We start from the raw sequence: 23,819 nt of genomic DNA, 5'->3' as shown, positions 1-23,819 counted from the left end.
CGGTGACGGTGGTTCTGCTCGACCCGTTGCGGCCCACGACGTTGCCGATGGAGGCCGTCGGGTTGGTCGGTGACGGTGTGGAGTTCACCGACGACGTCCCCGAGGACGTGCGGACGCTGCTGCGCGCCGCACCGGGTGCCACAGTCCTGGTCGGTACCGATCCCGACCACCCGACCGTGCGCGAGTGGGTCGCGGCCGGCTCCCGCGTCGTCGCGGCACCGAAAGTACCGGGCGACAACCTCGTCGAGGCCGCTGAGGTGATGGACCGGTTGTGGAGCTACGGCGGCTGGGAAGTGACCCAGACACACCGAAGCCTGTCGCACTACCTCGTCGAGGAGACGTACGAGGTGCTCGATGCGATCGAGTCCGCCGACCCCGGTGATCTGCGCGAGGAGCTCGGCGACCTGCTGCTGCAGGTGCTGTTCCACTCGCGCATCGCATCGGCCGCGGGCAATTTCGACGTCGACGAGGTGGCTGCCACCCTGGTCGCGAAACTCGTGCACCGCAGCCCCCACCTCGGGGAGGATGTCGTGGGCCCGATCGACATCGCCGAGCAGGAACGGGCGTGGGAGATTCGGAAGGCGGCGGAGAAGGCCCGGAGTTCCTGTCTCGACGGCATCGCGATGAGTCAGCCGGCGGCGTCGCTGGCGGCGAAGGTGATCGCCCGAGCCGGCAAGGCGGGTCTGCCGCCCGAGTTGGTGCCGGCGGAGATCATTGCAGACAGCTCAGCGGTGGTTGCCGCCGAGTCGCGGCTGCAGGCGGCAACGCACGACCTGATCGCCCGGATTCGCGCTGCCGAGAACGCTGCGCGCGCGGCGGGGAAGTCCGAACTCGGCCGGGACGAGTGGCTCGGCTACTTCGGGGCACGATAGCGACATCGTCAGCCGCTCGGCCGGCGAGCGCTGTAACACGGGGGCCGTAACCCGGCGAATCGCACGGTCAGCGTACGTGGGGTTGCGGGGTGGTTGCCGGCCGTGCGATCCACGGGGAGGGGTGCCGCGAGATGATTGAAAGAAAAACAAACCTGAAAAAGGTTTTTGGTGCATAATACGAACGACAAGTTGCTGTAGTGCCATGTTGGACGGACAAGTATCCGCAATACAGGGCCGTGGAAGGCTGATGGTTAGCAAATGGGGGTCTCATGCCGTCGATGAACAACGTGTCGATCAACAGTGTGGTAACTGAGACTGTGCAGCCGGGCGGATCGCGGGCGTACCCCGTGCGCGCCGACACCGTCCGCCACTCGGTCGGTGTCGTCGGCTTGGGTTATGTCGGGCTTCCGACCGCTCTTGCTCTCGCCGATGTGGATGTCGACGTGGTGGGTTACGACATCAGCGAGGCGCGGCTTGCCTCGATCAAGGCGCAGACTGTCGACCTTCTCCCGGCGGACGAGGAGCGGCTCTCTCGGTTACTCGGCTCGGAGCTGCTCAGCCTGACAACGGAACACGCAGCGCTGAGTGCGGTGGACACGGTGATCATCTGCGTGCCGACGCCGGTCGACAGTCATCTCGTGCCCGATCTGACCATGCTGTCCGAATGCTGCGAAGCCGTGGTGAACTCGACGCGCTCCGGCCAGACAATCGTCTTGACCTCGACGACGTATGTGGGCTGCACTCGCGAGTTTCTGATCGACCCTCTGCGGCGTCGAGGGCTGATCGTCGGGCAGGACGTCTTCGTCGCCTTCAGTCCGGAGCGAATCGACCCGGGCGTTGCAGACCACACTCAGGAGAGCACGCCCCGCGTGGTCGGTGGCGCTTCCGCGGCATGCGCCGATCGGGCCATCCGGACGCTGGCCAGGGTGGCTGCCGTCACCCACCGGGTTTCTACGCCGGAAGCCGCCGAACTCACCAAGCTGCTGGAGAATACGTTTCGAGCGGTCAACATTGCGTTGGCCAACGAGTTCTCCGGCATCGCGTTGCAGCTCGGTGTCGATGTCATCGAGGTCATCGGTGCTGCCGCAACCAAACCGTACGGCTTCATGCCCTTCTACCCCGGGCCGGGTGTGGGCGGCCACTGCATCCCGTGTGATCCGCACTATCTGCTGTGGCAACTCAAGGCCAACCGCAAGCAGTCTCCCGTCACGGAGGCTGCGATGGCGTCCATTGCCGCTCGCCCGCGATCGGTTGTTACCCGAGCCCAGGAAGTTCTCGCCGAGGCGGGCCGCCCGCTCTCCCGCGCTCGTGTCCTGCTCGTCGGCGTGGCCTACAAGCCCGGGGTTGCAGACGTGCGGGAGTCGCCGGCTCTGGAGATAGTCGACGAGCTCGTCCGCCGCGGTGCCGAGGTTTCCTACACCGACGCTCTGGTCGAGAGTGTGACGACCAGAACAGGAGTACTCACCGCCGAAGTCGAACCCGAAACGGGCGACTGGGATCTCGTGATCGCCCACACGTTGCATCCTGCTGTGGACCATTCCTGGATTGCAAGCGCACCTTTGGTTCTCGACGCGACGTACAAACTCGACCGGGTCATCCATCCGTATGTTCTCTGATTCGCCCACTGCCGCCGCGGTCTGCCGCAGGTTCCGCGGCCACCCAGCTCGAGGAGACTCTACTTGTCCGGAATAGTGGCCTATCACGGTCTTTCCCTGAATTCTTCGGCGTCGAGATTCGGTCTCGCCGGGCAGGTCGATGATCGGTATTTGGTCGAACATTCTCCGGCCGCTGCGAGTGGGGAGCACTGGGGCGCAGGCCGAACCGACACCCGGCTCGCGACGTTGATCGACAGCAGGGAGGAAGTGTTCGGCATCAGCTATCTCGTCGGCGCCCGACCGGGCGCATCGGAGGCGCTTCCGCGGGTGGACTGCACGGAAAGAGTCGCCGTGGTCCTCAGTGGTGGTATCGAGAACGCCGAATTCGTGCGTCAGGAACTGATCGCTACGGGGCATGCTGTTCACACCGAGGATGGCGCAAGCCTTGTCGCGCACCTGGTAGAGGAGGAACTCGCCGGCGATATCGGCTGCAGTCTCTCTCGGCTGGCTCTCTCGGTTTCCGCCGTGGTGCGCCGGTTGGCAGGCTCTTGGACCTTGGCGGTGACGGCTGAGGGAGTGCCCGGCGTCGTGTTGACGTCTCATACCCAGCCACTGTGGATCTCCGAGACCGCGGGTGATCTGTTGGCCTCGTCCGACGAGTCCGTGTTCGGCGCCGACAACCGAATGGTGTGCAGAGTTCCGTCCGGTGTGGTGGTCACTCTCGGAGAAGGCCGAGAGGTGCGCCGGTACGACGCCGACGGAACACCAATCCTCGACGCGACGTCGCCGAGGGAAGCGGAGGCAGGAGAGGCTGACGCGGGACCCGGGCGGGAGCATGTTCTCCGCGGAGTGTTGATTACGGCGCTGCTGGTCGTGATCGTGGCGATCTGCCTGGTCAAAGTCGTATCGCTCGACAATTTGCGCTCAGAACCGGTGTGGGCGGTGTACAGCCTCCTCGTCACCACCTTCATTCTCTCGCGCTTCGGACTGGCCTTCTTCTACCGCCCACGGCTGACCGCAGAGGCGTCTACCTATTGCCCATCGGTAGCGATCATCGTCCCTGCGTTCAATGAACCGGCGATTGCGGAAACCCTGGAAGCGTGTCTTTCGGTGGAATACCCGACGGATCGACTACGTGTCGTGGTCGTGGATGACAAGTCGACGGACGACACACTCGCACGCATCCGTGAGGTCGCCGCCGCCCATCCCGAACTGACGGTCGTTGCATCGGAGTCCAACGGCGGCAAGCGCCATGCGATGGCCACCGGAATTGCTGCGGACGGAGATTCGGAAATATTCGTCTTCATCGACTCCGACTCTCAGGTACGGCCGGATGCTGTGCGCAAATTGATCGCGTACTTCGCGGACCCGTCGGTCGGGGCCGTAGCGGGCCACACCGATGTCTCGAATCAGGACACCAACCTACTCACCCGGATGCAGGCCATGCAGTATTACATCGCCTTCCGGGTATACAAATCGGCAGAGGCGCTCTTCAGCTCGGTAACCTGTTGCTCCGGTTGCTTTTCCGGCTACCGTCGGGCAGCGGTGGACCCCGTTCTGCACAGCTGGGCCAACCAGAGGTTCTTCGGCCAGCCGAGTACCTTCGGAGATGACCGCAGCCTGACGAATTTTCTCCTGCCCGACTGGCGTGTGTTGTATGCGCCGGACGCCCAGGCATATACGGCAGTACCCGATCGAATGCAGCAATTCCTTCGTCAGCAGCTTCGGTGGAAGAAGAGCTGGCTGAGAGAGTCCGCGCGCGCTGCCAAGGTGATGTGGCGCAAACATCCGGTGATGGCCCTCATGTTCTATCTCGGGTTCCTTCTGCCCTTCATGGCGCCGCAAATAGTGCTCAGGGCCTTCGTCGTACAACCTCATTTTCTCGGCGAGTTGCCCTACTGGTATCTCGGCGGCGTCGCAGCGATGGCGATCATCTACGGCCTCTACTACCGCCTTCATCAACGTGAGAAGTATTGGTACAAAGGAATATTCTTCACGATGTTCTACACGCTCGTGCTGGTGTGGCAACTGCCCTATGCACTGCTCACCATCCGGGATTCCAAGTGGGGCACCCGATGACCCACCGCGGAACCGAACACCTGCCGCAGTCGTCGATCGGATTCTCCGCTCGCCTGCGTTCCGGAATCGTTGTCATCGGATTGGCTGTTGTCGTTGCGGGTTACCTTTTCCTGCCCGCCGTCTGGCAATGGAGAAGTGCCGCAGAGAAAGCGGACAAATCGATCGTGCAGATCGAGACGTTCGCGTCCGGTCCGAGTGACCCCGCTCTCGTGGCCGAGCTTGCGGCAGCCGAGAACAGTTTACAGAGTCCGCCGTTGATTCTGACGTACCACGACATCGCCTACAATTCCAGCCGCTACACCGTGACACCCGAGGCGTTCGCCGCCCAGATGCAACTTCTCCACGACGCAGGCTGGAGCACGATTTCGGCAGACCAGCTTTCGGGCTGGTTGGAGGGACACCCCCTGCCGCCGCGTAGCGTGATGATCAGTTTCGATGACGGTGCCAGGGGAGTGTGGCAGTATGCGGATCCGATTCTGGCCCGTTACGGTCAGCGCGCGATTGCGTACATCATCACCGGCAACGTGGGCACGCACGCTCCGTATTACATGACCTGGCCGGAGGTGCAGCAGTTGCAGTCGAATGGTCGCTGGGATCTCGGTTCGCACACGCATCTCGGTCACGATCAGATTCCCGTCGACGCGGCGGGTAACGAAGGCCCGTTCCTGTCCAGCCGTCTGTACCGCGCGGACCTGCAACGGTATGAGTCCGTCGACGAATATCGCACCCGCGTCAGTACCGACCTGTCGGCGTCGAAGGCCGAGTTCGCGGCTCACGGGTTGCCTGAGCCCGCGTTCTTCGCCTATCCCTTCTCCTCGCACGAGGAAACACCTCCCGAGAAGGATTCGACCGGGAGCGGGCTTCTCAATGCTGCGGTCACCGCACAGTTTCAGGCAGCCATGCTCGACACGCCCGGTGGCGTCGCGACGACGACGAGTGCTGAGCTCGCCGTCCGGCATCTCGACCGTATGGACATCACGACCGATGTCACGCTCGCCCAATGGGCGGCGAGGCTGCGTGATGCGAGTCCTCTGGACCCGTCCACGGCCCAGCCGTTCAGCCGGATCGGTGAATGGGCGAGCAGTACCGGAGAACCACTGACCGTCGTCGCCGACCGACAGGTTGCGCTGAATTCGACCGCGGCGAGTTACGTCGTCAGCCGCTTCGCTCGTCACAGGACGACGATGTGGAACAACTACACGGTCAGCGCCGATCTCGGCGGCTTCGGCCAACCCGGAGACGGAACATCTACAGGTTTGACGGCGCTGTCGGGTGACGACATCAATCAGGTCGAAGTGTCGGTCAGCAACGGTTCCTATCAGATCCGTCGCGGCGCCGCCGGGGCGGTCGTGGTCGCGACGGGCACCCTGCCGAATGCGGGATCGTACCGGGCCGAGATGACGGTCCGTCCCGATCAGGTCAGCGTGCGGATCGACGGACTCGAGGTCGGTTCTTTCCCGGTGCACGGACGTGGACCCATTGCTGCGGCCGGAGGGATCGCCATCTCCGGTGTGAGGCAACGGCCCACCAGCCCGGTGCCACTTGTCGGCGACCTGTCGGTGTCCTGACAGCGCGTGCAGTGAGAAGGTTGGTCGTGGCCGCACATCCTGGCTACCCGGGTCCGCCCGTCAGGTCTCTTCGTCTTCGATCGATGTGCGTGGTCGGTCTCGTCGTCGCGTGCGCGTCCTGCTCGGCGTCAGCTGACACGCGCTCACCCACCGGGATCTGGGATTCGTTCACCGGTCGGGACGAATTGATCGTCTCCGAGCGCAGTCCGGTCTCGGACGGTTCGCCGTGGATGATGACCAGCGGATCTCTGTTCCGCCAGGACAATGAGGGGTGGACAGGGACGCCGGACGACGGGCGTGCAATCGATGCCACCGGTTCGGCGGTGTTCCGGATGATCTCTCGTGATCGCGGCTTTGCCGACGTCGACGTGACGATGCGGCTGAGGGTGGATGAACTCGTCGAAACTGATCGGACACCGGCGCAGGATTTCGACGGGGTGCACCTCTGGCTGCGATACGAGTCGGAGTGGCAGCTGTATGCGGTGAGCGTCGACCGTCGCGACGGAGAGATGATCATCAAGAAGAAATGTCCCGGCGGAGATTCCAACGGTGGCACGTACGTCGATCTGGGTTCGGTCGCGACCGATGTGCCGATCCCGCTCGGACTCTGGCAGCACGTCGCGGCGTCGGTCCGCGACCTTCCCGACGGTTCGGTGGAGATAACCGCAGACCGCGACGGCACTCGGGTCAGGGCTGTCGATCAGGGGGTGGGATGTGCACCGCTGCGGGGCGCCGGCGGGGTAGGCCTGCGCGGCGACAACGCTACGCTCCGGGTCGACGACATCGAAGTCGTACCGGCGGATCCGGCGGCCTGAGTATCGGACCTGGCGACGGGCTCTCCCGCGACCGTTACGAGAACCTCCGCCGATCCCGATGAGCTGATTCGGTAAACATACTGGAAGTATCGTTTTGGGCTATATTTCAGTATGCACGTCGTGCAAAGATGGATCTCTAGCAACTTCGAATCCAGATTGGTAACGACGGCAGTTCGGGTGGTGACGATGGGACATCGGACACCCGACCAAATCGCGACGTCGTCGCGGGCAGGGGCGGTGGTGTCCAGCGGCGCGGTGTGGAGATCGCCGTGATCTTCACCGCGCCTGCGTTGTTGTTCGCACTGACGGCGTGGCAAGGGTGGGGCGGGACGTTCGCGACCATCGTCGTTGTCGACGTGGGCTTGCTGGTGTTCGCTCTTGCCGCGACCGGATGTGCCGCCTGGGCCGCCTGGAGAGGGCGGGGTGGTGGGCGCCGCAGCTGGCTGGCGCTGGCGGGTGGGCTGGGAGCCTGGTCGGTCGGCCAAGCTATCTGGTGCTACTCCGTGGTGGGACAGGGAAGTGATCAGATACCGTTCCCCTCCGCCGCGGCTGCGGCGTATCTGTTGTTCCCGATCGGTGCCTGCGCAGCGCTGTTGTTTTTTCCCGCAGGTAACAGTGAACAGTCCCGTACCACTCTGATCCTGGACGGGCTGATCGTAGCGAGTTCACTGTTCGTGGTGTCGTGGGTGAGCGTGCTCGGAAGCGTGTACCGCGCCGGGAGTGATACCCCCCTCGTCCTCGCGCTGTCCCTCGCCTATCCCGTCGCGGACCTGGTGATTGCGACGATGGCGATTGTTGTGCTGACCCGGGCGCGGCCTGGCCAACGCCTGACTCTGGGACTGCTGTGCATCGGGGTCATCCTGATGGCGTTGTCCGCCAGCGCAGTCTCCTATCTGACCGCGCTGGGCACGTATCGGAATGGGGGCGCGACTGACGTGGGCTGGGTGGCCGCCTTCGTCGCGTGCGCTCTGGCGGCGTTGTCGAGCACCCGCGACCCGCCACTCGAGCCGGTTCCGGTGCAGACCCCGTCTCAGGCTCGGTTGTGGTTGCCCTACATTCCGTTGCTGCTGGCGGTGGCGGTCGGTCTGCAGCGGGAGCTGCCCAGTCTGGGCTCCGGCCCGATTCCCGCCGCGATCCTGGTTCTGGTATTCGCCTTGCTGGCGCGGCAGTTCATCGTGTTGGCCGAGAACCGGCGTCTATTACTCACGGTAGCCCGGCAGGCTTTTCGCGACAGACTGACCGGACTGGCGAACCGTGCCCTGTTTCTCGACCGGCTCGAGCAAGCCCTACAGCGCCGGCGACGCAGACTGATACCGATCGTGGTGCTGTGTATGGACCTCGACAATTTCAAAACGGTCAACGACAGACTCGGTCACCCCGCCGGGGACGAGTTGTTGATCCGCGTCGCCGAACGACTGACGGGGTGCATGCGGAGCACCGACACTGTGGCCCGTCTCGGAGGCGACGAGTTCGCGGCGCTGGTCGAGGGTAGCGTCGAGGATGCCCTGACGGCAGCGGATCGGGTGCTGGAGGCATTCACCCCGCCGTTCGTCATCGACGGTGTCGCCCTGTCCATCCGTCCCAGTATCGGATTGACCATCGCCACCGCCGAGATGTCCGACACGACGACCGAAAACCTGCTCAAGCAGGCGGACCAGGCCATGTACGCGGCGAAACGCTGCGGCGGCGGTTGCCTGCGCAGCTTCACGCCGGATCCGGTCTCCGGCGAGCTCGACCGCCGGCCGGGCTTCGACGGCCCCACACAGCACACCCTCGTCAGCGGAGCCGGGGAAGCCGTCACCGGTCCGCCGTCCGTGCGAACCGTCACGAATCAGGGTGCGGCAGGGCCCTCGACCCCGGGGCACCGCCCATCGCGACCGGTTCGGACGAAGTGGGTGTCGCCGCCCGACCCGTCGCGGTGCGCTCTCGGGGTGGCCGTCGGAGTTGGGCTGATCGCCGCGGTGCTGTGCGGGATCGCGGTGGGGTCCAGTGATCGGGAGGCGGGGTGGACCGTACTTCTCGAGGTGCTCTCCGACGGACTGGCACTGACGGCCACCCTTCTGGTCGCGGCTCGTGCGTGGTGTGTCGCGGCGGAGCATCGGGCGTGGTGGCTGATCGCGCTGGGGATGGCGAGCTGGTGCGTCGGCGGCGTGGTGGCGCTGGTGGGGGTGCCCGACGGCCGGTCGCCGTCGGTGGCCGACCTGCTGAAATTGGCCTTCTACCCTCTCGTTTACGCAGGGCTGGTTCTGCTCCTGCGCGCGCGAGCGCGGCGGTTACCGGCCGAGATCTGGTTGGACGCCGTCACTGCCGGACTCACTCTGGGGGCGCTGGCAGCCGCGCTCGCGTTCAGCCCGATCGAGTCCGTCTCCGGCGGCACACCCGCCGCGGTCGTCGTGGGGTTGGCCTACCCGGTGGGCGACGTGCTGCTGTTGGCCCTCGCGGTCGGGGCTCTCGCGGTGCCGGGTTGGCGTGCCGAGCAGCGGTGGGTGCTCCTCGTCGCGGGATTCACGCTGTTCGCGGTGGCCGACACCGTCTACCTGTTCCGCAGTGCCGACGGCTACGTGGCGGGGACGTGGATCGATGCGCTCCCGCATGCCGCCACCGTGTTGGTGGCCGCGGCGAGCTGGCGGGCCTCCGGCCGACGTCGAACCGTTCAGCGGCCGGGACTGGTCATCTGGGTCCCACCACTGGTGTGCACCGCCGTTGCCGTGGGGCTTCTCGTCCTCGACCACGATGCGCGGTTGCCGCGGCTCGCGGTGGTGCTGGCAGCGCTCAGCCTGATCGCGGTCGCGGCCCGCTTCGCGGTGACGTTCCGTGAGGTGGTCGTGCTGGCCGACAGCCACCGTCAGGCGAGGACGGATGACCTCACCGATCTGGCAAACCGGCGGGCAGTCGTGGCCGCGCTGTCGGCCGCATACTTCGACGAGGTTGCAGGACCGGACGGGCACGTTTCCGGCCGGGGCCCTGGTTTGCTGTTGATGGATCTGGACCGCTTCAAGGAGATCAACGACTCCTTCGGACGGTACGTCGGCGACCAATTGCTGTGCCAGGTGGCGGACCGGCTCTCCCGGTCCGTGCGGCCGGGGGATCTGCCCGCACGTCTCGGCGGAGACGCGTTCGCGGTCCTGCTACCTGCGGGGGCCGACATCACGGACGCCCGTGCACTGGCCGGCCGTGTCCTGGAGGCACTGCGCGACCCCTTCCACCTCGAGGAGGTCACGGTGGGCGTCGAGGCGAGAATCGGGATAGCCCTCTGCCCGCAACATTGCGCAAACCCCGAGGACCTGCTGCAGCGCGCCGGAGTAGCGATGTACCGCGCCAAGTGCACCCGACGCCCGATCGCGGTGTACGACGCGACCGAGTACCAGCACAGCATCGAAGAGAGGCAATCCGTCGAGGAGTTGCGCACGGCGATCGCCGGTGGTGAGCTCACGTGCTATTACCAACCCAAGGTCAGTGCCTGCGACGGACAGGTGCACAGCGTCGAGGCTCTCGTGCGGTGGGAGCACCCCCGCCACGGCTTGCTCCTGCCCGATCAGTTCCTACCGCAGGCCGAACAGTCGGGACTCATGCGCCCACTGACGACGAAGGTGCTCGAGCTTGCTCTCGGTCAAGCGCGCCGCTGGCTCGACCGCGGTATCACGCTGACCGTCGCCGTGAACCTGTCGGTGACGAACCTTCTCGACGTGGACCTTGTGGCCGACATCGACCGACTGCTGAACGACTTTCGGTTGCCCGCCGACGCGCTGATCCTCGAGATCACCGAAAGCGTGCTGATGACCGACTACCTGAGCGCGAGGCGGGTGGTCGAGGCGTTGCAGGAGCTGGGAATCGGATTGTCGATCGACGACTACGGCACCGGCTGGTCGTCCCTGGCCTACCTGCAGGACCTGGCCGTCGACGAGCTGAAACTCGACAGGATCTTCGTCGCCCGCCTCGCCACCGACCCCCGCTCGGTAGCGATCGTGCGCTCGACGGTGGAACTCGCGCACAGCCTCGGTGCGTCCCTGGTCGCCGAAGGTGTCGAAGACGAAGACACGTTGCAGGCCTTGCGTCGGTACGGCTGCGATGTCACCCAGGGGCACTACCACGGGCTGCCGCTCCCGGCCGACCAACTCGACCTCCGGTTGATCGGCCGGCACGGGTGACGGCTACGTGAAGAGGCCCTGCCCCCAGTACTGCCCCTCGGCGAGTCCGGGTGGGCAGGCGAAGAGGGCGGAACCGACGTGCTGGATGTACTCGTTCATCGCGTCGTTCCGGGACAGGTTGAGCTGCATCGGCACGAATTGTTCCTGCGGGTTGCGGCAGTAGGCGATGAAGAAGAGTCCGGCGTCGAGGTGGCCGAAACCGTCGGATCCGTCGGTGAAGTTGTAGCCGCGGCGGAGGATCTGGATGCCGCCCAGTTCCTGCGCGGACGCCAGCCGGACGTGTGCGTTCACGTCGATTACCGGGTCGTGCCCCTTCTTGGAATCGAAGTCGAGTTCGTCGAACTCCGACTTGCCGCTCAGCGGAGCGCCGGTGCCCTTGGACCGTCCGATCACTCGTTCCTGCTCGCCGAGCACCGTGCGGTCCCACTGCTCGATGAGCATGCGGATCCGCCGGGCGACGAGGTACGAGCCGCCGCCCATCCACGGCTGGTCGTCGCCGGATGCCACCCAGACGTTCTCGTCGACGACGTCGGTTTCCTCCGCCTTGATGTTGTTCGTCCCGTCCTTGAAACCGAACAGGTTTCGCGGGGTGTCCTGGGTGGTCGACGTCGACGACGTGCGGCCGAATCCCAATTGCGACCAGCGGACCGAGGCAGTCCCGAACGCGACCCGAGCAAGGTTGCGGATGGCGTGCACGGCAACCTGCGGGTCGTTGGCGCACGCCTGGATCGCGATGTCGCCACCGCTGCGCGCCGGATCCAGGTTGTCCGCCCGGAAGTGCGGAAGTTCCACGAGCGCCGCGGGTTTCTTGGACGCGAACCCGAACCGGTCGTCGAACAGGGATGGCCCGAATCCGATGGTGAGGGTGAGCTGGGACGCCGCGAGCCCCAGCGCCTCACCGGTGTCGCTGGGCGGAACGTGGGCGCCGTCGCCGATGGCACCGTCCGGGGTCGCCTCCTCGCCGGAGGTCATCCGCTCGGCCATCTCGGTCCACTTCTTCAGCAGTGCTTCGAGTTCCTCGCGAGACTTCGTGGTGACGTCGAACGCGACGAAGTGCATGCGATCCTGCGCCGGTGTCACGATGCCTGCCTGGTGTTCGCCCCGGAAGGCGACGACGTCGGCGTGCGACAGGGGCGGTTCGGCGGCGGTGGCGCGCCCGACCAGTGCGCCGGCGCCCGCGAGGGCGGCTCCCGCCCCGACGGCGCCGAACAGACGTCGTCGGGACACGCCCCTGCGCTCGTCCACCGTGGTTGTCGTGTCGGTCGTGCCGGTCGGATCAGTCATTGTCATGCGCCTGCTACCACGCCCTGAACCTGGCTGACCTCGGCCGAGAGGGCGTCGATCTGGCGCGACAGTTCTTGGCGCTGTTGTTCGTTGACAGTGTCGTAGAAGACGAACCCGTCACCCTGGCGGTACTGAGCGAGTTCGGCATCGAGGTCCGCGAACCGCTGGGTGAGGTTCGCGGCCAATTCGGGATTGCGTTCTTCGATGATCGGCTGCAGTGCGGCGACCGCAGCCTGCGAGCCGTCGACGTTGGCCTGGAAGTCCCACAGGTCGGTGTGGGAGAAGATGTCTTCCTCGCCGGTGATCTTCGACGTCGCGATCTCGTCGAGCAGTCCCTGTGCGTCGCCGGCGATCTTGGTGGGATCGATCGTGTAGTCCTCGGCGTTCACCTGGTCGGCGAGGTACTGGACGTCGACGACGAGTTGATCGGCGATCGCGTTGGTGTCCGGCTGGGGGCCCGTGACCCACAGATCCTTCTCGAGCCGGTGGAAGCCCGTCCAGTCCTGCCCGGGTTCGAGGTCGGCTTCCCGCAGGTCGAGCTTGGGGTCGAGTTCGCCGAAGCTCTCGGCCTCGGGTTCGATGCGCTCGTAATAGGTGCGGGCGACAGGGAAGAGGGACTTGGCCTGTTCGATGTTGCCCGCCTTGACGGCGTCGACGAACTGCTGCGTCGTGTCCTGCAGGGCCACGACCTGGCTGCGGATGTAGCGACGATAGCCCTCGGCGGCCTCGGCGAGCTTCCCGCTCTCGTCGGACGCATTCGTCGAGTCACCGGTGACGGTGAAGTCCTGGCGGATGCCGTTGCCGACCATGCCGGGCTTGCACGCGAGCTGGTAGGTGCCGGCGTCGGGCAGCGACACGATGAGCTGGCGGGTGAGGCCGGGACCGATGTTCTCCACCTCACCCATCGCCCGGTCGCCCTCGGCGAACACGTAGAACTCGGTGACCTTGCTTCCGTTGTTGGTGACCTGGAACGTGCTTGTGCCGGTGGTCCCGGAGTCGGTGCTGACGTCACACGAGTCGTCGCTCGCGGCGACCGTGATGTCGTCGTTGTTGTTCGCCGTCGACTTCTCGGTGCAGCCGGCGAGCGCGAGCGGCAGCACCGCGACCGAGGCGAGGGCGAAAGTGGTTCGGCGCGTGGTCTTCATGGGCGGGACGGTGCCTTTCACGAGACGGTTTCATCGGGGGTGGTGGAGGGAGAATCGGTGCGCTCGCTGGAGCCACCGGCAGTGGGTGCCGGTTTCGGCGGGGAGGCGGGCCGGAGGAACAGGAACAGGACCACGACGACATACACGATCCAGGCGACTGCCTGAAGGATGGTCGGGTCGGGGCGGAAGTTGAAGATGCCGGCCAGGACGGTGCCGTACCAGCCGGAGGCGTCGTAGCTGTCGGAGATGTCGAAGGCGAGTGCCGAGCCCCCGGGCAGGACGCCGCCGACCTGCAGGGCGTGGACGCCGTATCCGAGAATTCCGGCGGCGACGATGATCAGGAAGACGCCGGTGTATTTGAAGAATTTCGCGAAATCGAGTCGGACGGCACCGAAGTACAGGAGAACCGTGAGGACCGCGGCGGCGACGATGCCGAGCAGGAGTCCGATCAGGGGCCAGACGCTGCCCGCCGTGTTCTCGGCGTATCCGACCATGAGGAGTGCCGTCTCGACGCCTTCCCGGCCGACGGCGAAGAAGGCGAGGGTGAGCACCGCGACCGGTCCGGCGACCAGTGCCTTCTCCATACCGGCCTCGAGATCGTGGGAGATGGTCCGCGCAGCCTTTCGCATCCACAGCACCATCGCGGTGACGATCGCGACCGCCACGAGGGAAGCGACGCCGGCGATGATCTCGGCGGTCAGTCCCGCGACGGTGGACGTTCCGTAATGAATGACGAGGAAGATGGCCGCCACCATCGCCACGGCGACACCGACGCCGAGCCACACCCACTTGAGAGCGTCCCTGCGCTGTGCTTTCACGAGGAACGCGGCGAGGATCATGACGACGATTCCCGCCTCGAGTCCCTCGCGGAGTCCGATCAGTCCGCTGCCGAACAGTTGCGTGGCGATCGACGGCGCGGTCGCGGTCCCTGCGGCGAGGACGGACATGAACACTCCTGAGCGAGACGAGGTCGAGCAGAGGTATCCGCAATGTTGGGTAGGCAACCTTGCGGTAGGCAAGGCGAACCTTAGGCCTGAGAAAAAACATACACCGAGTCCGCTTCCCGGAAGAAGCCCTCACCAGTACTTTTGCAACTCTTTACTTTCGCGGTGGTGTGCACTCATTGGGCCCGCGCGGTGTGGGGGCTGTCTCGCGGTCCGGGATCGACGACTTTCGTGTGGATGATGGAGACGTGAACCGATCTCCCGCGCGGCCGAAGCGTCGTTCCCGATGGCCCGGACCGGTGTTCGCCCTTATCGCGGCGACGGTTGTCGTGGTTCTCGCCTACGGCGCGTGCTCGCGGGAGCAGCAACCGCGGATCGCGATTCCGGAAGGCATCCCGCCCGGCCCCGGCGCTGCAACGCCGCCGATCGACATCGACGCGCCGGGACGATCCGCGGACCAGTTACACGAATGGTCCGCCGGGCTGGCCGATTCGATCGGCGTCGGACACACCGCGCTCGAGGCGTACGGCTACGCGGCGGCGGTGATGGCGCAGACCAGACCGGACTGCGGCATCGGGTGGACCACCCTCGCCGGCATCGGGAGCGTGGAGAGCAGGCACGGCACCCACGGCGGTGCGACGGTCGGGCCGACGGGTCAGGTCACACCGGCGATCCGCGGAATCCCCCTCGACGGCGGACCCGGCGTCGCCGAGATCCCGGACACCGACGGCGGGGCGATGGACGGCGACCCCGCCCACGACCGGGCCATGGGACCGCTGCAGTTCATCCCCGAGACCTGGAAGCGGTGGGGGGTCGACGCCAACGGCGACGGTGTGGCCGACCCGGACAACATCGACGACGCGTCGTTGACGGCAGCCCGCTACTTGTGTGAGCGAGGCGGCGACCTGACGACTCCCGAGGGCTGGCAGTCGGCACTGATGGCGTACAACCTGTCGGGCGACTACCTCGCGTCGGTGCGCGACCGGGCGTCGGCCTACTCGGTCGGAGTCCGCCCGTAAGACCCTGTCATCCGGCCATTCGTCCACGATGTGCGCGCCATCCCGCGCCGGTTTCGGTGTGCCGTTACGCTGTGTCCTGGCACGATCTGGTGTCCTGGCACGATCGGACCGGTCGGTGCACAGTGCGAAGCCCAATAAAGGAGAATCAGCAAGTGTCCATCATTGAGCAGGTCGGAGCCCGTGAGATCCTCGATTCCCGTGGTAACCCCACGGTGGAGGTCGAGGTGCTGCTCGACGACGGAAGTTTCGCTCGCGCCGCGGTTCCGTCGGGCGCGTCGACCGGTGAGCACGAGGCCGTGGAACTGCGTGACGGCGGCGACCGCTACAACGGCAAGGGCGTCGAGAAGGCCGTCGAGGCCGTGCTGAACGAGATCGCGCCGGCCATCATCGGCATCGACGCCACCGAGCAGCGCACCGTCGACCAGGCGCTGCTCGACGCGGACGGCACCCCGGACAAGTCCCGCCTCGGCGCCAACGCGCTCCTCGGTGCGTCGCTGGCTGTGGCACGCGCGGCCGCCGAGTCCTCGGGACTCGACCTCTTTCGCTACGTCGGCGGCCCCAACGCCCATGTCCTGCCCGTCCCGATGATGAACATCCTCAACGGTGGTGCGCACGCCGACACCGGTGTCGACGTTCAGGAGTTCATGGTCGCCCCGATCGGCGCCGCCACGTTCAAGGAGTCGCTGCGCTGGGGCGCCGAGGTGTACCACGCGCTGAAGTCGGTGCTCAAGGAGAAGGGCCTGGCCACCGGACTCGGTGACGAGGGCGGCTTCGCCCCCGACGTCGCCGGCACCAAGGAAGCCCTCGACCTGATCAGCGTCGCCATCGGCAAGACCGGTCTGGTGCTGGGCACCGATGTCGCGCTGGCACTCGATGTCGCCGCCACCGAGTTCTACACCGACGGCACCGGCTACAAGTTCGAGGGCAGCAATCGGACGGCAGCCGAGATGACGGCGTTCTACACGGAACTGGTCGATGCGTACCCGATCGTGTCCATCGAGGACCCGCTGGACGAGGACGACTGGGACGGCTGGGTCGCCCTGACCGATCAGATCGGCAACAAGGTGCAGCTGGTCGGCGACGACCTGTTCGTCACCAACCCCGAGCGGCTCGAGGAAGGCATCGTCAAGGGCGCCGCGAACGCGCTGCTGGTGAAGGTCAACCAGATCGGCACGCTGACCGAGACCCTCGACGCCGTCGACCTCGCGCACCGCAACGGATACAAGACGATGATGAGCCACCGGTCCGGCGAGACCGAGGACACCACCATCGCCGACCTCGCGGTCGCCGTGGGCAGCGGTCAGATCAAGACCGGTGCACCCGCTCGTAGCGAGCGCGTCGCCAAGTACAACCAGCTGCTGCGCATCGAGGAGAACCTGGGCGACGCCGCCCGCTACGCAGGCGAGGTCGCGTTCCCGCGATTCGCGTTCGAAGGCTGACGTTCGACAGTTCGACGTAAGGGGTGTTGGGGTAGGTGGTACAGCGCGGTAGGCCGCGGTCGTCCGGAGCCAGTCCGGGCGGCCGGGGCTCCGGGCGTGGTGAACGCGCGCGCGGAAGCCGCGCGGACGGCGCGCCCGGAGCGCGGCGTCCCCGCACCACCAAGTCGACTCCCGGTCAGGCCGACGGCAAACCGGAGTCGGTCGATGGCGCCGACACCGGCAAGGTGCTCCCCGGCCGCGCCCGCCCCAGACGGGTGGGCGCGACCGGGGCCGCCCGCATCACACGGTCCGAGCACACGATCCTCGGGCTGTCGACCGGCCGGGCGCTGATCCTCGTGATGGTCGTATTGCTTCTCGCCCTCACCCTCGCAGTGCCGCTGCGCAACTACCTCACCCAGCGCAGTGAGGCGGATCGTATTGCGGCGGAACAGGTTCAACTCGAGAAGGAATTGAAGGACCTGCGGGTGCTCGAGGAGCGCTACTCGGATCCCGCCTACATCGAGGCGCAGGCGCGGGGCCGGCTCCGCTGGGTGAAACCCGGAGACACCCCGTTCCAGGTGCAGTTGCCCGGCGACTACAAGGAGCCGGAGAAGCCGGAGGAGAAGGACGCCGAGATGGCGGGCCCCTGGTACTCCGACCTGTGGAAGACCATTTCAGAACCGCCGGTCGCACCCGAGGTGCAGCCGGCGCCGGCGTCGGCGCCCCCCGTGGTCCCGCCGCCCGTACCGCCAGAACCAGGAGAACCCACCGGGTGACCACTTCGTCCGACCCGTCCAGCCCCGTGCCGCAGGAAGACCTCGACGCCGTCGCCGCCCAATTGGGCCGCGAGCCGCGCGGAGTGCTCGAGATCGCGTACCGCAGTCCCGACGGCAAGCCCGGCGTCGTGAAGACCGCGCCCAAACTTCCCGACGGAACCCCGTTCCCGACGCTGTACTACCTGACGGACCCGCGACTCACCGCGGAAGCCAGCCGGCAGGAGTCCGCGGGTGTGATGCGCGAGATGACCGAGCGCCTCGCGCAGGATCCGGAACTCGCGGCCGCATATCTGCGCGCCCACCAGTCGTATCTCGCCGAGCGCGACGCCATCGAGCCCCTCGGCACCGACTTCACCGGCGGTGGAATGCCGGAGCGCGTCAAGTGCCTGCACGTGCTGATGGCGCACTCGCTGGCGAAGGGGCCGGGCGTCAACCCGCTGGGCGACGAGTCCGTCGCCCTCGCCGCGTCCGCTGCCGGTGGCAAGCTGCGGGGTACCGCGATCCCCGCGGACTGGCCCGGCATCGACGACGTCGAAAGCCCCGAGCGGTGACGCGGGTCGCTGCCGTCGACTGCGGCACCAACTCCATCCGCCTGCTCATCGCCGACGTCGACGACCGTGGCGCACTGCACGACGTGCGCCGCGAGATGCGGGTCGTTCGGCTCGGCCAGGGCGTCGACGCCACCGGGCGTCTCGCGCCCGAGGCCATCGAACGCACTCGGATCGCGTTGGCCGAGTATGCCGGAATGATCGCGGAGGCCGGTGCCACCGCTGTCCGCATGGTGGCCACGTCGGCCACCCGCGACGCATCGAACCGGGACGATTTCTTCTCGATGACCCGAGAGGTGCTCGGTGCCGTGATCGCCGGCGCCGGCGCCGAAGTCATCACCGGCGACGAGGAAGCGCGGCTGTCGTTCACCGGCGCGGTCGGCGAACTGGATCCGGCGCAGGGACCGTTCGTGGTGGTGGACCTCGGCGGCGGTTCCACCGAGGTCGTGCTGGGCGACGAATCCGGCGTCCACGCGGCGTTCTCCACCGACATCGGGTGCGTGCGCATCACCGAACGGTGTCTCCACGACGACCCGCCGACGCCCGCACAGGTCGAGGACGCAAGGGCGTTCGCGCAGGAGCGTCTCGACGACGCCTTCGCCCGCGTTCCTGTCGAACAGGCCCACACCTGGGTGGGCGTCGCCGGGACCATGACTACGATCGCCGCGCTCGCGAAAGAACTGCCCGAATACGACGCCGAGCAGGTGCATCTCTCCCGCATCTCACTGCCGCGGCTGCGGGAGGTCTGCAACTCGCTGATCGCCATGACCCACACCGAACGCGCCGCGCTCGGTCCGATGCACCCTGGGCGGGTCGACGTCATCGGCGGCGGCGCGATCGTGACCCTGGTGCTGGCAGATGCATTCGAGAAGAAGGCCGGAATCGACCACCTCGTCGTCAGCGAACACGACATCCTCGACGGAATCGCATTGTCGATCGCCTGAGCTAGGGTGATCTGCGCACGGTCGCCGAGCCACCCCTCGGCGACCGCTAGCCCCTATAGCCCAATTGGCAGAGGCAGCGGACTTAAAATCCGCACAGTGTCGGTTCGAGTCCGACTGGGGGCACCACCACCATCGTCAGCGGCTATGTGCAGACCAGCGGCGGTCAGATGACGTTGCCCATATTCTCGGCCTACCGGCAACCTGACGTGGAATCCCGAGGATGTTCGCTTCCCCGGTTCGCGGTTCCTCACACGGTTCGGTGTCGACCGAACGGACGAGTCTGAGAAGTTCCTGTGGAAGCGGACCGGTCGGTTGTGTACCTTTTCGTGGAGCAGGTCGGTTCAAGCAGGGAGCGGCGCTTCGGCGCACCGTTCGAGTAAATCAGCCGGAAGAAATGGGGAGATCGACAGTGAGCCCGCGAAGCTCGGCAAAAAGATGTCTTGTAGTGGTCCCCGTGTTCGGCCAGATCGCGATGACACACGATCTCATTCCCGAGATTCTTCGTGAGTCGAATCTGGTCGACGTTCTCGTCGTCGACAATCGCGGCGACTACGTGCCGTACGCGGCCGAGCGTGTCGCCACGCCGGGGACGAATCTCGGGTGGGCCGGCGGTTCGAACCTGGGATTTCGCATCGCGTTCCGTGAGGGCTATACCCACGCGATGACGCTGAACAACGACACCCGCCTGTCGCCGGGATTCTTCGCCGGTGTGCTCGACGAGAGATTGCCGGGCGACGCGGGTCTCATCGGCCCGATGTACGACGATACCGGGGGGCATGGTTGGCAGAAGGCCGAATTCGATGGCCCCGCAGCCGAGTACGAGCCGGTCGAGCGCTATTGGCAGGTGCCCTGTTTCGACGGCACGGCCATGATGATCAGCGCGGGCGCCTGGGAGGCCGCCGGCGAAATCGATGAACGCACATTCGGGAAATACGGGTGGGGCGCCAATCTGGACTGGTGCCTGCGTGTGGCGGACGCCGGCTTCGGCATCTATCTCACCGAGATGTCGTACATGAATCACCTGGGCAGAAAGACGGCTACCGCGAATACACACAATCTCCGCTACCTGTTCGACGCAATTCGTGGTCTGCGGGGCGGCATGAGCACCGTCTACGGGCGGAAATGGCGCGACAAGTTCAAGCACGCGCCGCAGCCCTGCGCGCTGGCCGAGGAAGTGTCAGCTTAGGATCCGCCGCCGCGCTGCTGTCAGGGCGTCCGGACGAGTTCCGCCCGCATCTGGGTGAAGAGGAACAGTCCGGGGCGTCCGGAGATCTGCTCGTACTCGCGCACGACGTCGTCCATGAATGCGGGGACGTCTGCGTCGTCGAGGTGCGTGGTCCAGTCGGTGGATCCGACGGTGCACCACCGAGTGAATTCTTCCCGGGAACCGAAGTCCCATTCGACGTCGCGGACGACGAGGTCGGTGGTGTCGAGTCCCGCTTCACGGGCGAGGTCGCGGAATTTCTCCGGCTCGATGTGGATGTACGGTGCCGTGAAGCCGGTGAAGAATTCCGCCCAGCGCGGGCGCGCGGAAACGGCCATCTCGACGTCTTCGACGCTGGTCCGCGGGCTCGCGCAGACCATCTGGACGATCACGCGTCCGCCGTCCACGACGCTGCGGGCGATCCCGGCCAGCGCGTTCCGCAGGTCGGGGACCCAGTGCAGTGCATTGAACGACACCGCGATGTCGAACTCGTCGTGGAAGGGGAGGTCGAGTGCGTCGGCCACCCGAAACTCTGCGCGGGCACCGTCCGGCACCGCCCTGGATCGAGCCTTCTCGATCATCCGCGGCGACGCGTCCACTCCGATCACCGAACCTCGGGGAAGTCGTTCGGCGATCCGGAGGGTGACGAATCCGTCGCCGCACCCCACGTCGAGCACGGTTTCAGTGCCCGTGAGGGTGAGCTCGGCGATGGTGTTCTCCGCGACGGCCCGCTGGAGTGCGCCGACGTCCGCGTACCCTTCGCCGTCCCAATCGACCATGCCGGTGGCCCGGTTCTCTCAGGCTCCCTGGTGGTGCGGGCTCGAGTGTGCGCCGCCCGCGGATCGCGCGATGCTCGCACGCACCCGGGCGGTGGCCTGCCAGATCTGGGTGCTGTCGTGGACGCTGATACACGGAATGCCCTGTTCACGAGCATTCTGGATCGCCTGTGCGTCCTGGGGTGAGCCGACGCCGTCGAGGACGTCTTCGGTGACGATCGCGCACAGCGCGGGGCCGTCCATCTTCCGGACCGGCTCGAGTCCGTGGACCACCATCCACTGCTTGACCATCGCCCAGTGCGACACTTCTTTGTACCGTGTGGGGTTGCCGATGAAGAGAACCCGACGGGAGCGGCGGGCGCGAGCGATATCGATGTGCGTGACGGTAGCCATGGCGGAGGGTTCCTGTCCGTTGCGGGATTCCGTACTGTCAATCCCCGCTCACGTCGGTTTCGTTACGCATTCGCCCCGAATTTCCTACCGTGCGGTAGTCAGCTGCCGAACGGGCTGCCGGACGAGCCCCCGCCGCCCGGTCCGGACGTGTCGGTGACGGTGACGGTGATGGGGTCCTCGATGCCCCACTGCTCGAACGACGGAATGCTCGAGCAGGACCATTGCACCAGGTACTTGCCGGGATCGACAGTAGCCCGCAGTTCGCCGTCGTCCTCACCCATCACCACAGTGGGTCCCACGACGGCGGCGGGGACGGTTCCCTCGGCGGGGACGACGTTCAGCACACACAGCACGGCGCCGGGAACGTCGTACGCGACGTCCATGACTATCGCGTTGCCATCGACGGCGATGTCCACGGAGAGGTCCTCGGGTGCCGCAGATGCGGTGGGTGCGGCGAGCAGTGCCGCGCCGGCGACAGCGGTGGACATTCCTACGGTTCGTGCAATCGTGACCTTCATCGGTGCATCCTTCCGGACTTCTCGGTTACCGGTTGATACGAGGCAGGAGCCACGGGGAGTATCGCACCCCGGACCGGTATCCGCTGGGACGCAGCGAGCGGGTGTTTGGGCGCGCCGCACGGTGGCGGTTGAATGGTCCGGGTCGGTGATCCTGTCGGCAGGGCCCGATACCGTGTACCGGGCGACGGTCGGCCACGACCCTTTCGGAGAGGAGGATCATGAGCGTCTGGTTCACGTCCGACCTGCACCTTCGGCACGCGCGGCTGGTGGAGATCCGAGGCTTCGACAAGGAGATCGACGCGCACGACGAGTCCATCCTCGACAGCATCGGGGCCGCCGTGGTGAGTGGCGACGAACTCTGGGTCCTGGGCGACGTCACCGTCGGAGGCCGGGCGGCCGAGGACTGGGCGCTCCGTGCGCTGGGCGAGTTGGCGCGGGCGCGGAACGTCGAACTGCACCTGGTCCCGGGCAACCACGACTCGTGCCATCCGATGGCGAACCGCAACAGCCATGTGAGGCAGCGCGTCTTTCTCGACACGTTCGCGTCGGTGCAGCTGTTCGCCCGACGGAAGATCGCGGGCCGCACGGTGCTGCTCTCCCATTTCCCGTACACCGGCGACCACACCGCGGAGGACCGGGGTGTGCAATACCGCCTGCAGGACGAGGGAGACTGGTTGCTGCACGGGCACACTCACCAGTCCGGCGTGCTCGACCCGTCCGTTCACCCGCGGCAGATCCATGTCGGCTGGGACAGTTGGCGCAGACCGGTCCACATCGACGAGGTTGCCGAGATCATCGAATCCGACTCGCCTACCCCGTGAGGAGTGCGGCTTCGGCGCGGTAGGTGCCGGGCGCCGATCCGTGGGTGTTCTTGAAGAGCCGGGAGAAGTGGGCGGCGTCGACGAATCCCCAGCGCGCACCGATGGCCGAGACCGGCAGATCGCGGTAGCGGTCGTCGGCCAGGTCGCGTCGGCACCGTTCGAGCCTGCGCCGCCGGATCCACGCACTCACCGTGTCACCCTCGGCCTCGAACAGCTTCTGCAGGTGCCGAACCGAGATGTGATGCGCGGCCGCGATCGAATGCAGATCCAATTCCCGGTCGGCGAGCCGATCGTCGATGAACGCGGTGACCCGGACCCACAGGTCGTCCCGGCGCGACGTCGGGGCCCGCCCGTCGACGAGGTGAAGTTGCTCCGCGAATGCGGCGCCGACCAGGTCGAGGACGGCATCACCGAGGTGGACGGCGACTGCGGGGGACGCGTCCGCGATCTGCTCGCCGAGTCCACGCAGCAGCGGGGTGACGAGGGCGCCGAGCCCGTGCGTGCCCGAGACCCGGGACGCGGTGAGCTGGGCGACGCCGTCGGATGGAACGCGCAGGAGATTCCGGGGAAACATCACGACGAGCATCTGGAACCGGTCGTCGAAGGACAGTTGATACGGCCGGGTGGTGTCGTAGATCGAGAAGTCGCCGGGGGTGAGCGCGGCTTCCCGGCCGTCCTGCGTCAGAACACAGCGGCCGCGCACCTGCAGTCCGAGTTTGAAGTAGTCGGGGTTGGAAGCGCGGATGGTCCGCGGCGTCCTCCGAATAACGTGAGGGGCCGCGACGATCTCGGTGATCCGGACCGCGCCGACCGCTGCGCCGCGAACGACGCCACGGAATTCGTCGCGGTTGTCCGACGTCATCTCGAGCGGTACGAACGCGTCGCTCACCGACTCGCGGAACTCGTCGAACGAGACGAGGCTCTGGTCGCCGGGGTGGAAGAGACTGCTCAT

Annotated in this window: 20 protein-coding genes and 1 tRNA gene; 14 read left to right on the top strand and 7 right to left on the bottom strand. The window is 66.3% G+C overall.

Features of this window, described 5'->3' with window-relative positions; all coding sequences use genetic code 11:
- Positions 1-2 precede the first annotated feature (2 nt).
- The 6 genes from H0B43_RS07895 (at position 3) to H0B43_RS07870 (ending at position 11,077) form a co-directional block, all read left to right on the top strand.
- A complete protein-coding gene (locus H0B43_RS07895; RefSeq protein ID WP_185728424.1) occupies positions 3-872 on the top strand; it encodes a MazG family protein in 870 nt (289 codons plus the stop codon).
- A gap of 278 nt (positions 873-1,150) precedes the next feature.
- Positions 1,151-2,488: a nucleotide sugar dehydrogenase gene (locus tag H0B43_RS07890; protein ID WP_185728425.1), complete on the top strand. Its 1,338-nt coding sequence runs from the start codon at positions 1,151-1,153 to the stop codon at positions 2,486-2,488.
- Positions 2,489-2,551: 63 nt separating this feature from the next.
- Complete coding sequence (locus tag H0B43_RS07885) at positions 2,552-4,546, top strand: glycosyltransferase (protein WP_252189848.1); 1,995 nt, start codon at positions 2,552-2,554, stop codon at positions 4,544-4,546.
- Positions 4,543-6,114: a polysaccharide deacetylase family protein gene (locus tag H0B43_RS07880; RefSeq protein WP_185728426.1), complete on the top strand. Its 1,572-nt coding sequence runs from the start codon at positions 4,543-4,545 to the stop codon at positions 6,112-6,114. Before H0B43_RS07885 ends, H0B43_RS07880 begins: the two co-directional genes overlap by 4 nt.
- Before the next feature lie 83 nt (positions 6,115-6,197).
- The gene (locus tag H0B43_RS07875; protein WP_185728427.1) at positions 6,198-6,929 is read left to right on the top strand and encodes a hypothetical protein; all 732 of its coding nucleotides are present in this window, start codon (positions 6,198-6,200) and stop codon (positions 6,927-6,929) included.
- Positions 6,930-7,198: 269 nt separating this feature from the next.
- Positions 7,199-11,077: a bifunctional diguanylate cyclase/phosphodiesterase gene (locus H0B43_RS07870; RefSeq protein ID WP_312033881.1), complete on the top strand. Its 3,879-nt coding sequence runs from the start codon at positions 7,199-7,201 to the stop codon at positions 11,075-11,077.
- Positions 11,078-11,080: 3 nt separating this feature from the next.
- Here the strand turns inward: H0B43_RS07870 and efeB are convergent, their stop codons facing one another.
- The 3 genes from efeB to efeU are packed head-to-tail and all read right to left on the bottom strand — an operon-like array spanning position 11,081 to position 14,453.
- On the bottom strand, positions 11,081-12,361 hold the full coding sequence (gene efeB / locus H0B43_RS07865) for an iron uptake transporter deferrochelatase/peroxidase subunit (protein WP_185728428.1): 1,281 nt from the start codon (positions 12,359-12,361) through the stop codon (positions 11,081-11,083).
- Between the two features lie 2 nt (positions 12,362-12,363).
- The gene (efeO, locus tag H0B43_RS07860) at positions 12,364-13,506 is read right to left on the bottom strand and encodes an iron uptake system protein EfeO (RefSeq protein ID WP_185728429.1); all 1,143 of its coding nucleotides are present in this window, start codon (positions 13,504-13,506) and stop codon (positions 12,364-12,366) included.
- A gap of 17 nt (positions 13,507-13,523) precedes the next feature.
- Positions 13,524-14,453, bottom strand: coding sequence for an iron uptake transporter permease EfeU (efeU, locus tag H0B43_RS07855; RefSeq protein ID WP_185728430.1), 930 nt, complete (start codon positions 14,451-14,453; stop codon positions 13,524-13,526).
- 245 nt (positions 14,454-14,698) lie between these two features.
- On the opposite strand from efeU, the gene H0B43_RS07850 reads away from it, so the two are divergent.
- The 7 genes from H0B43_RS07850 (at position 14,699) to H0B43_RS07820 (ending at position 20,341) form a co-directional block, all read left to right on the top strand.
- On the top strand, positions 14,699-15,469 hold the full coding sequence (locus H0B43_RS07850; protein ID WP_185728431.1) for a lytic murein transglycosylase: 771 nt from the start codon (positions 14,699-14,701) through the stop codon (positions 15,467-15,469).
- A 152-nt stretch (positions 15,470-15,621) separates the two neighbouring features.
- Entirely contained in the window at positions 15,622-16,908 is a 1,287-nt protein-coding gene (gene eno, locus H0B43_RS07845; protein ID WP_185728432.1) for a phosphopyruvate hydratase, read from the top strand.
- Between the two features lie 35 nt (positions 16,909-16,943).
- Positions 16,944-17,663 (top strand): septum formation initiator family protein, encoded by a 720-nt coding sequence (locus H0B43_RS42790; RefSeq protein ID WP_185728433.1) that lies wholly within the window; start codon positions 16,944-16,946, stop codon positions 17,661-17,663.
- A complete protein-coding gene (locus H0B43_RS07835; protein WP_185728434.1) occupies positions 17,660-18,214 on the top strand; it encodes a DUF501 domain-containing protein in 555 nt (184 codons plus the stop codon). The genes H0B43_RS42790 and H0B43_RS07835 overlap by 4 nt, the downstream gene beginning before the upstream one ends.
- Positions 18,211-19,155 (top strand): Ppx/GppA phosphatase family protein, encoded by a 945-nt coding sequence (locus H0B43_RS07830; RefSeq protein WP_185728435.1) that lies wholly within the window; start codon positions 18,211-18,213, stop codon positions 19,153-19,155. Before H0B43_RS07835 ends, H0B43_RS07830 begins: the two co-directional genes overlap by 4 nt.
- Positions 19,156-19,204: 49 nt before the next feature.
- Positions 19,205-19,281: transfer RNA gene (locus H0B43_RS07825), tRNA-Leu, on the top strand.
- A gap of 268 nt (positions 19,282-19,549) precedes the next feature.
- Positions 19,550-20,341 carry a glycosyltransferase family 2 protein gene (locus H0B43_RS07820; RefSeq protein WP_213015618.1) on the top strand — a complete coding sequence of 264 codons (792 nt, stop codon included), beginning with the start codon at positions 19,550-19,552 and terminating at the stop codon, positions 20,339-20,341.
- Between the two features lie 20 nt (positions 20,342-20,361).
- On the opposite strand, the gene H0B43_RS07815 is transcribed toward H0B43_RS07820, so the two are convergent.
- From H0B43_RS07815 to H0B43_RS07805, 3 genes are all read right to left on the bottom strand, one after another.
- Positions 20,362-21,138, bottom strand: a complete 777-nt coding sequence (locus H0B43_RS07815; protein WP_185728436.1) for a trans-aconitate 2-methyltransferase — start codon at positions 21,136-21,138, stop codon at positions 20,362-20,364.
- A gap of 18 nt (positions 21,139-21,156) precedes the next feature.
- Complete coding sequence (locus H0B43_RS07810) at positions 21,157-21,528, bottom strand: hypothetical protein (protein ID WP_185728437.1); 372 nt, start codon at positions 21,526-21,528, stop codon at positions 21,157-21,159.
- Positions 21,529-21,626: 98 nt separating this feature from the next.
- The gene (locus tag H0B43_RS07805; protein WP_185728438.1) at positions 21,627-22,046 is read right to left on the bottom strand and encodes a hypothetical protein; all 420 of its coding nucleotides are present in this window, start codon (positions 22,044-22,046) and stop codon (positions 21,627-21,629) included.
- A gap of 218 nt (positions 22,047-22,264) precedes the next feature.
- On the opposite strand from H0B43_RS07805, the gene H0B43_RS07800 reads away from it, so the two are divergent.
- Complete coding sequence (locus H0B43_RS07800; RefSeq protein ID WP_185728439.1) at positions 22,265-22,867, top strand: metallophosphoesterase; 603 nt, start codon at positions 22,265-22,267, stop codon at positions 22,865-22,867.
- On the opposite strand, the gene H0B43_RS07795 is transcribed toward H0B43_RS07800, so the two are convergent.
- Positions 22,857-23,819 carry a helix-turn-helix domain-containing protein gene (locus tag H0B43_RS07795; protein ID WP_185728441.1) on the bottom strand — a complete coding sequence of 321 codons (963 nt, stop codon included), beginning with the start codon at positions 23,817-23,819 and terminating at the stop codon, positions 22,857-22,859. The two genes, H0B43_RS07800 and H0B43_RS07795, sit on opposite strands and share 11 nt — an antisense overlap.

Origin of the sequence: Rhodococcus sp. 4CII (assembly GCF_014256275.1) — a bacterium.
GTDB lineage: Bacteria > Actinomycetota > Actinomycetes > Mycobacteriales > Mycobacteriaceae > Rhodococcus_F > Rhodococcus_F wratislaviensis_A.
This window is presented reverse-complemented; position numbering and strand designations above follow the sequence as displayed.

What these genes read in the sequence shown, in the direction of transcription:
- H0B43_RS07890 (WP_185728425.1), top strand. Translation starts at nt 1,151, where the DNA reads ATGAACAACGTGTCGATCAACAGTGTGGTAACTGAGACTGTGCAGCCG.
- H0B43_RS07880 (WP_185728426.1), top strand. Translation starts at nt 4,543, where the DNA reads ATGACCCACCGCGGAACCGAACACCTGCCGCAGTCGTCGATCGGATTC.
- H0B43_RS07875 (WP_185728427.1), top strand. Translation starts at nt 6,198, where the DNA reads ATGTGCGTGGTCGGTCTCGTCGTCGCGTGCGCGTCCTGCTCGGCGTCA.
- efeB (WP_185728428.1), bottom strand. Translation starts at nt 12,361, where the DNA reads ATGACTGATCCGACCGGCACGACCGACACGACAACCACGGTGGACGAG.
- efeO (WP_185728429.1), bottom strand. Translation starts at nt 13,506, where the DNA reads ATGAAGACCACGCGCCGAACCACTTTCGCCCTCGCCTCGGTCGCGGTG.
- efeU (WP_185728430.1), bottom strand. Translation starts at nt 14,453, where the DNA reads ATGTCCGTCCTCGCCGCAGGGACCGCGACCGCGCCGTCGATCGCCACG.
- H0B43_RS07820 (WP_213015618.1), top strand. Translation starts at nt 19,550, where the DNA reads ATGGGGAGATCGACAGTGAGCCCGCGAAGCTCGGCAAAAAGATGTCTT.
- H0B43_RS07815 (WP_185728436.1), bottom strand. Translation starts at nt 21,138, where the DNA reads ATGGTCGATTGGGACGGCGAAGGGTACGCGGACGTCGGCGCACTCCAG.
- H0B43_RS07810 (WP_185728437.1), bottom strand. Translation starts at nt 21,528, where the DNA reads ATGGCTACCGTCACGCACATCGATATCGCTCGCGCCCGCCGCTCCCGT.
- H0B43_RS07805 (WP_185728438.1), bottom strand. Translation starts at nt 22,046, where the DNA reads ATGAAGGTCACGATTGCACGAACCGTAGGAATGTCCACCGCTGTCGCC.
- H0B43_RS07800 (WP_185728439.1), top strand. Translation starts at nt 22,265, where the DNA reads ATGAGCGTCTGGTTCACGTCCGACCTGCACCTTCGGCACGCGCGGCTG.
- H0B43_RS07795 (WP_185728441.1), bottom strand. Translation starts at nt 23,819, where the DNA reads ATGAGCAGTCTCTTCCACCCCGGCGACCAGAGCCTCGTCTCGTTCGAC.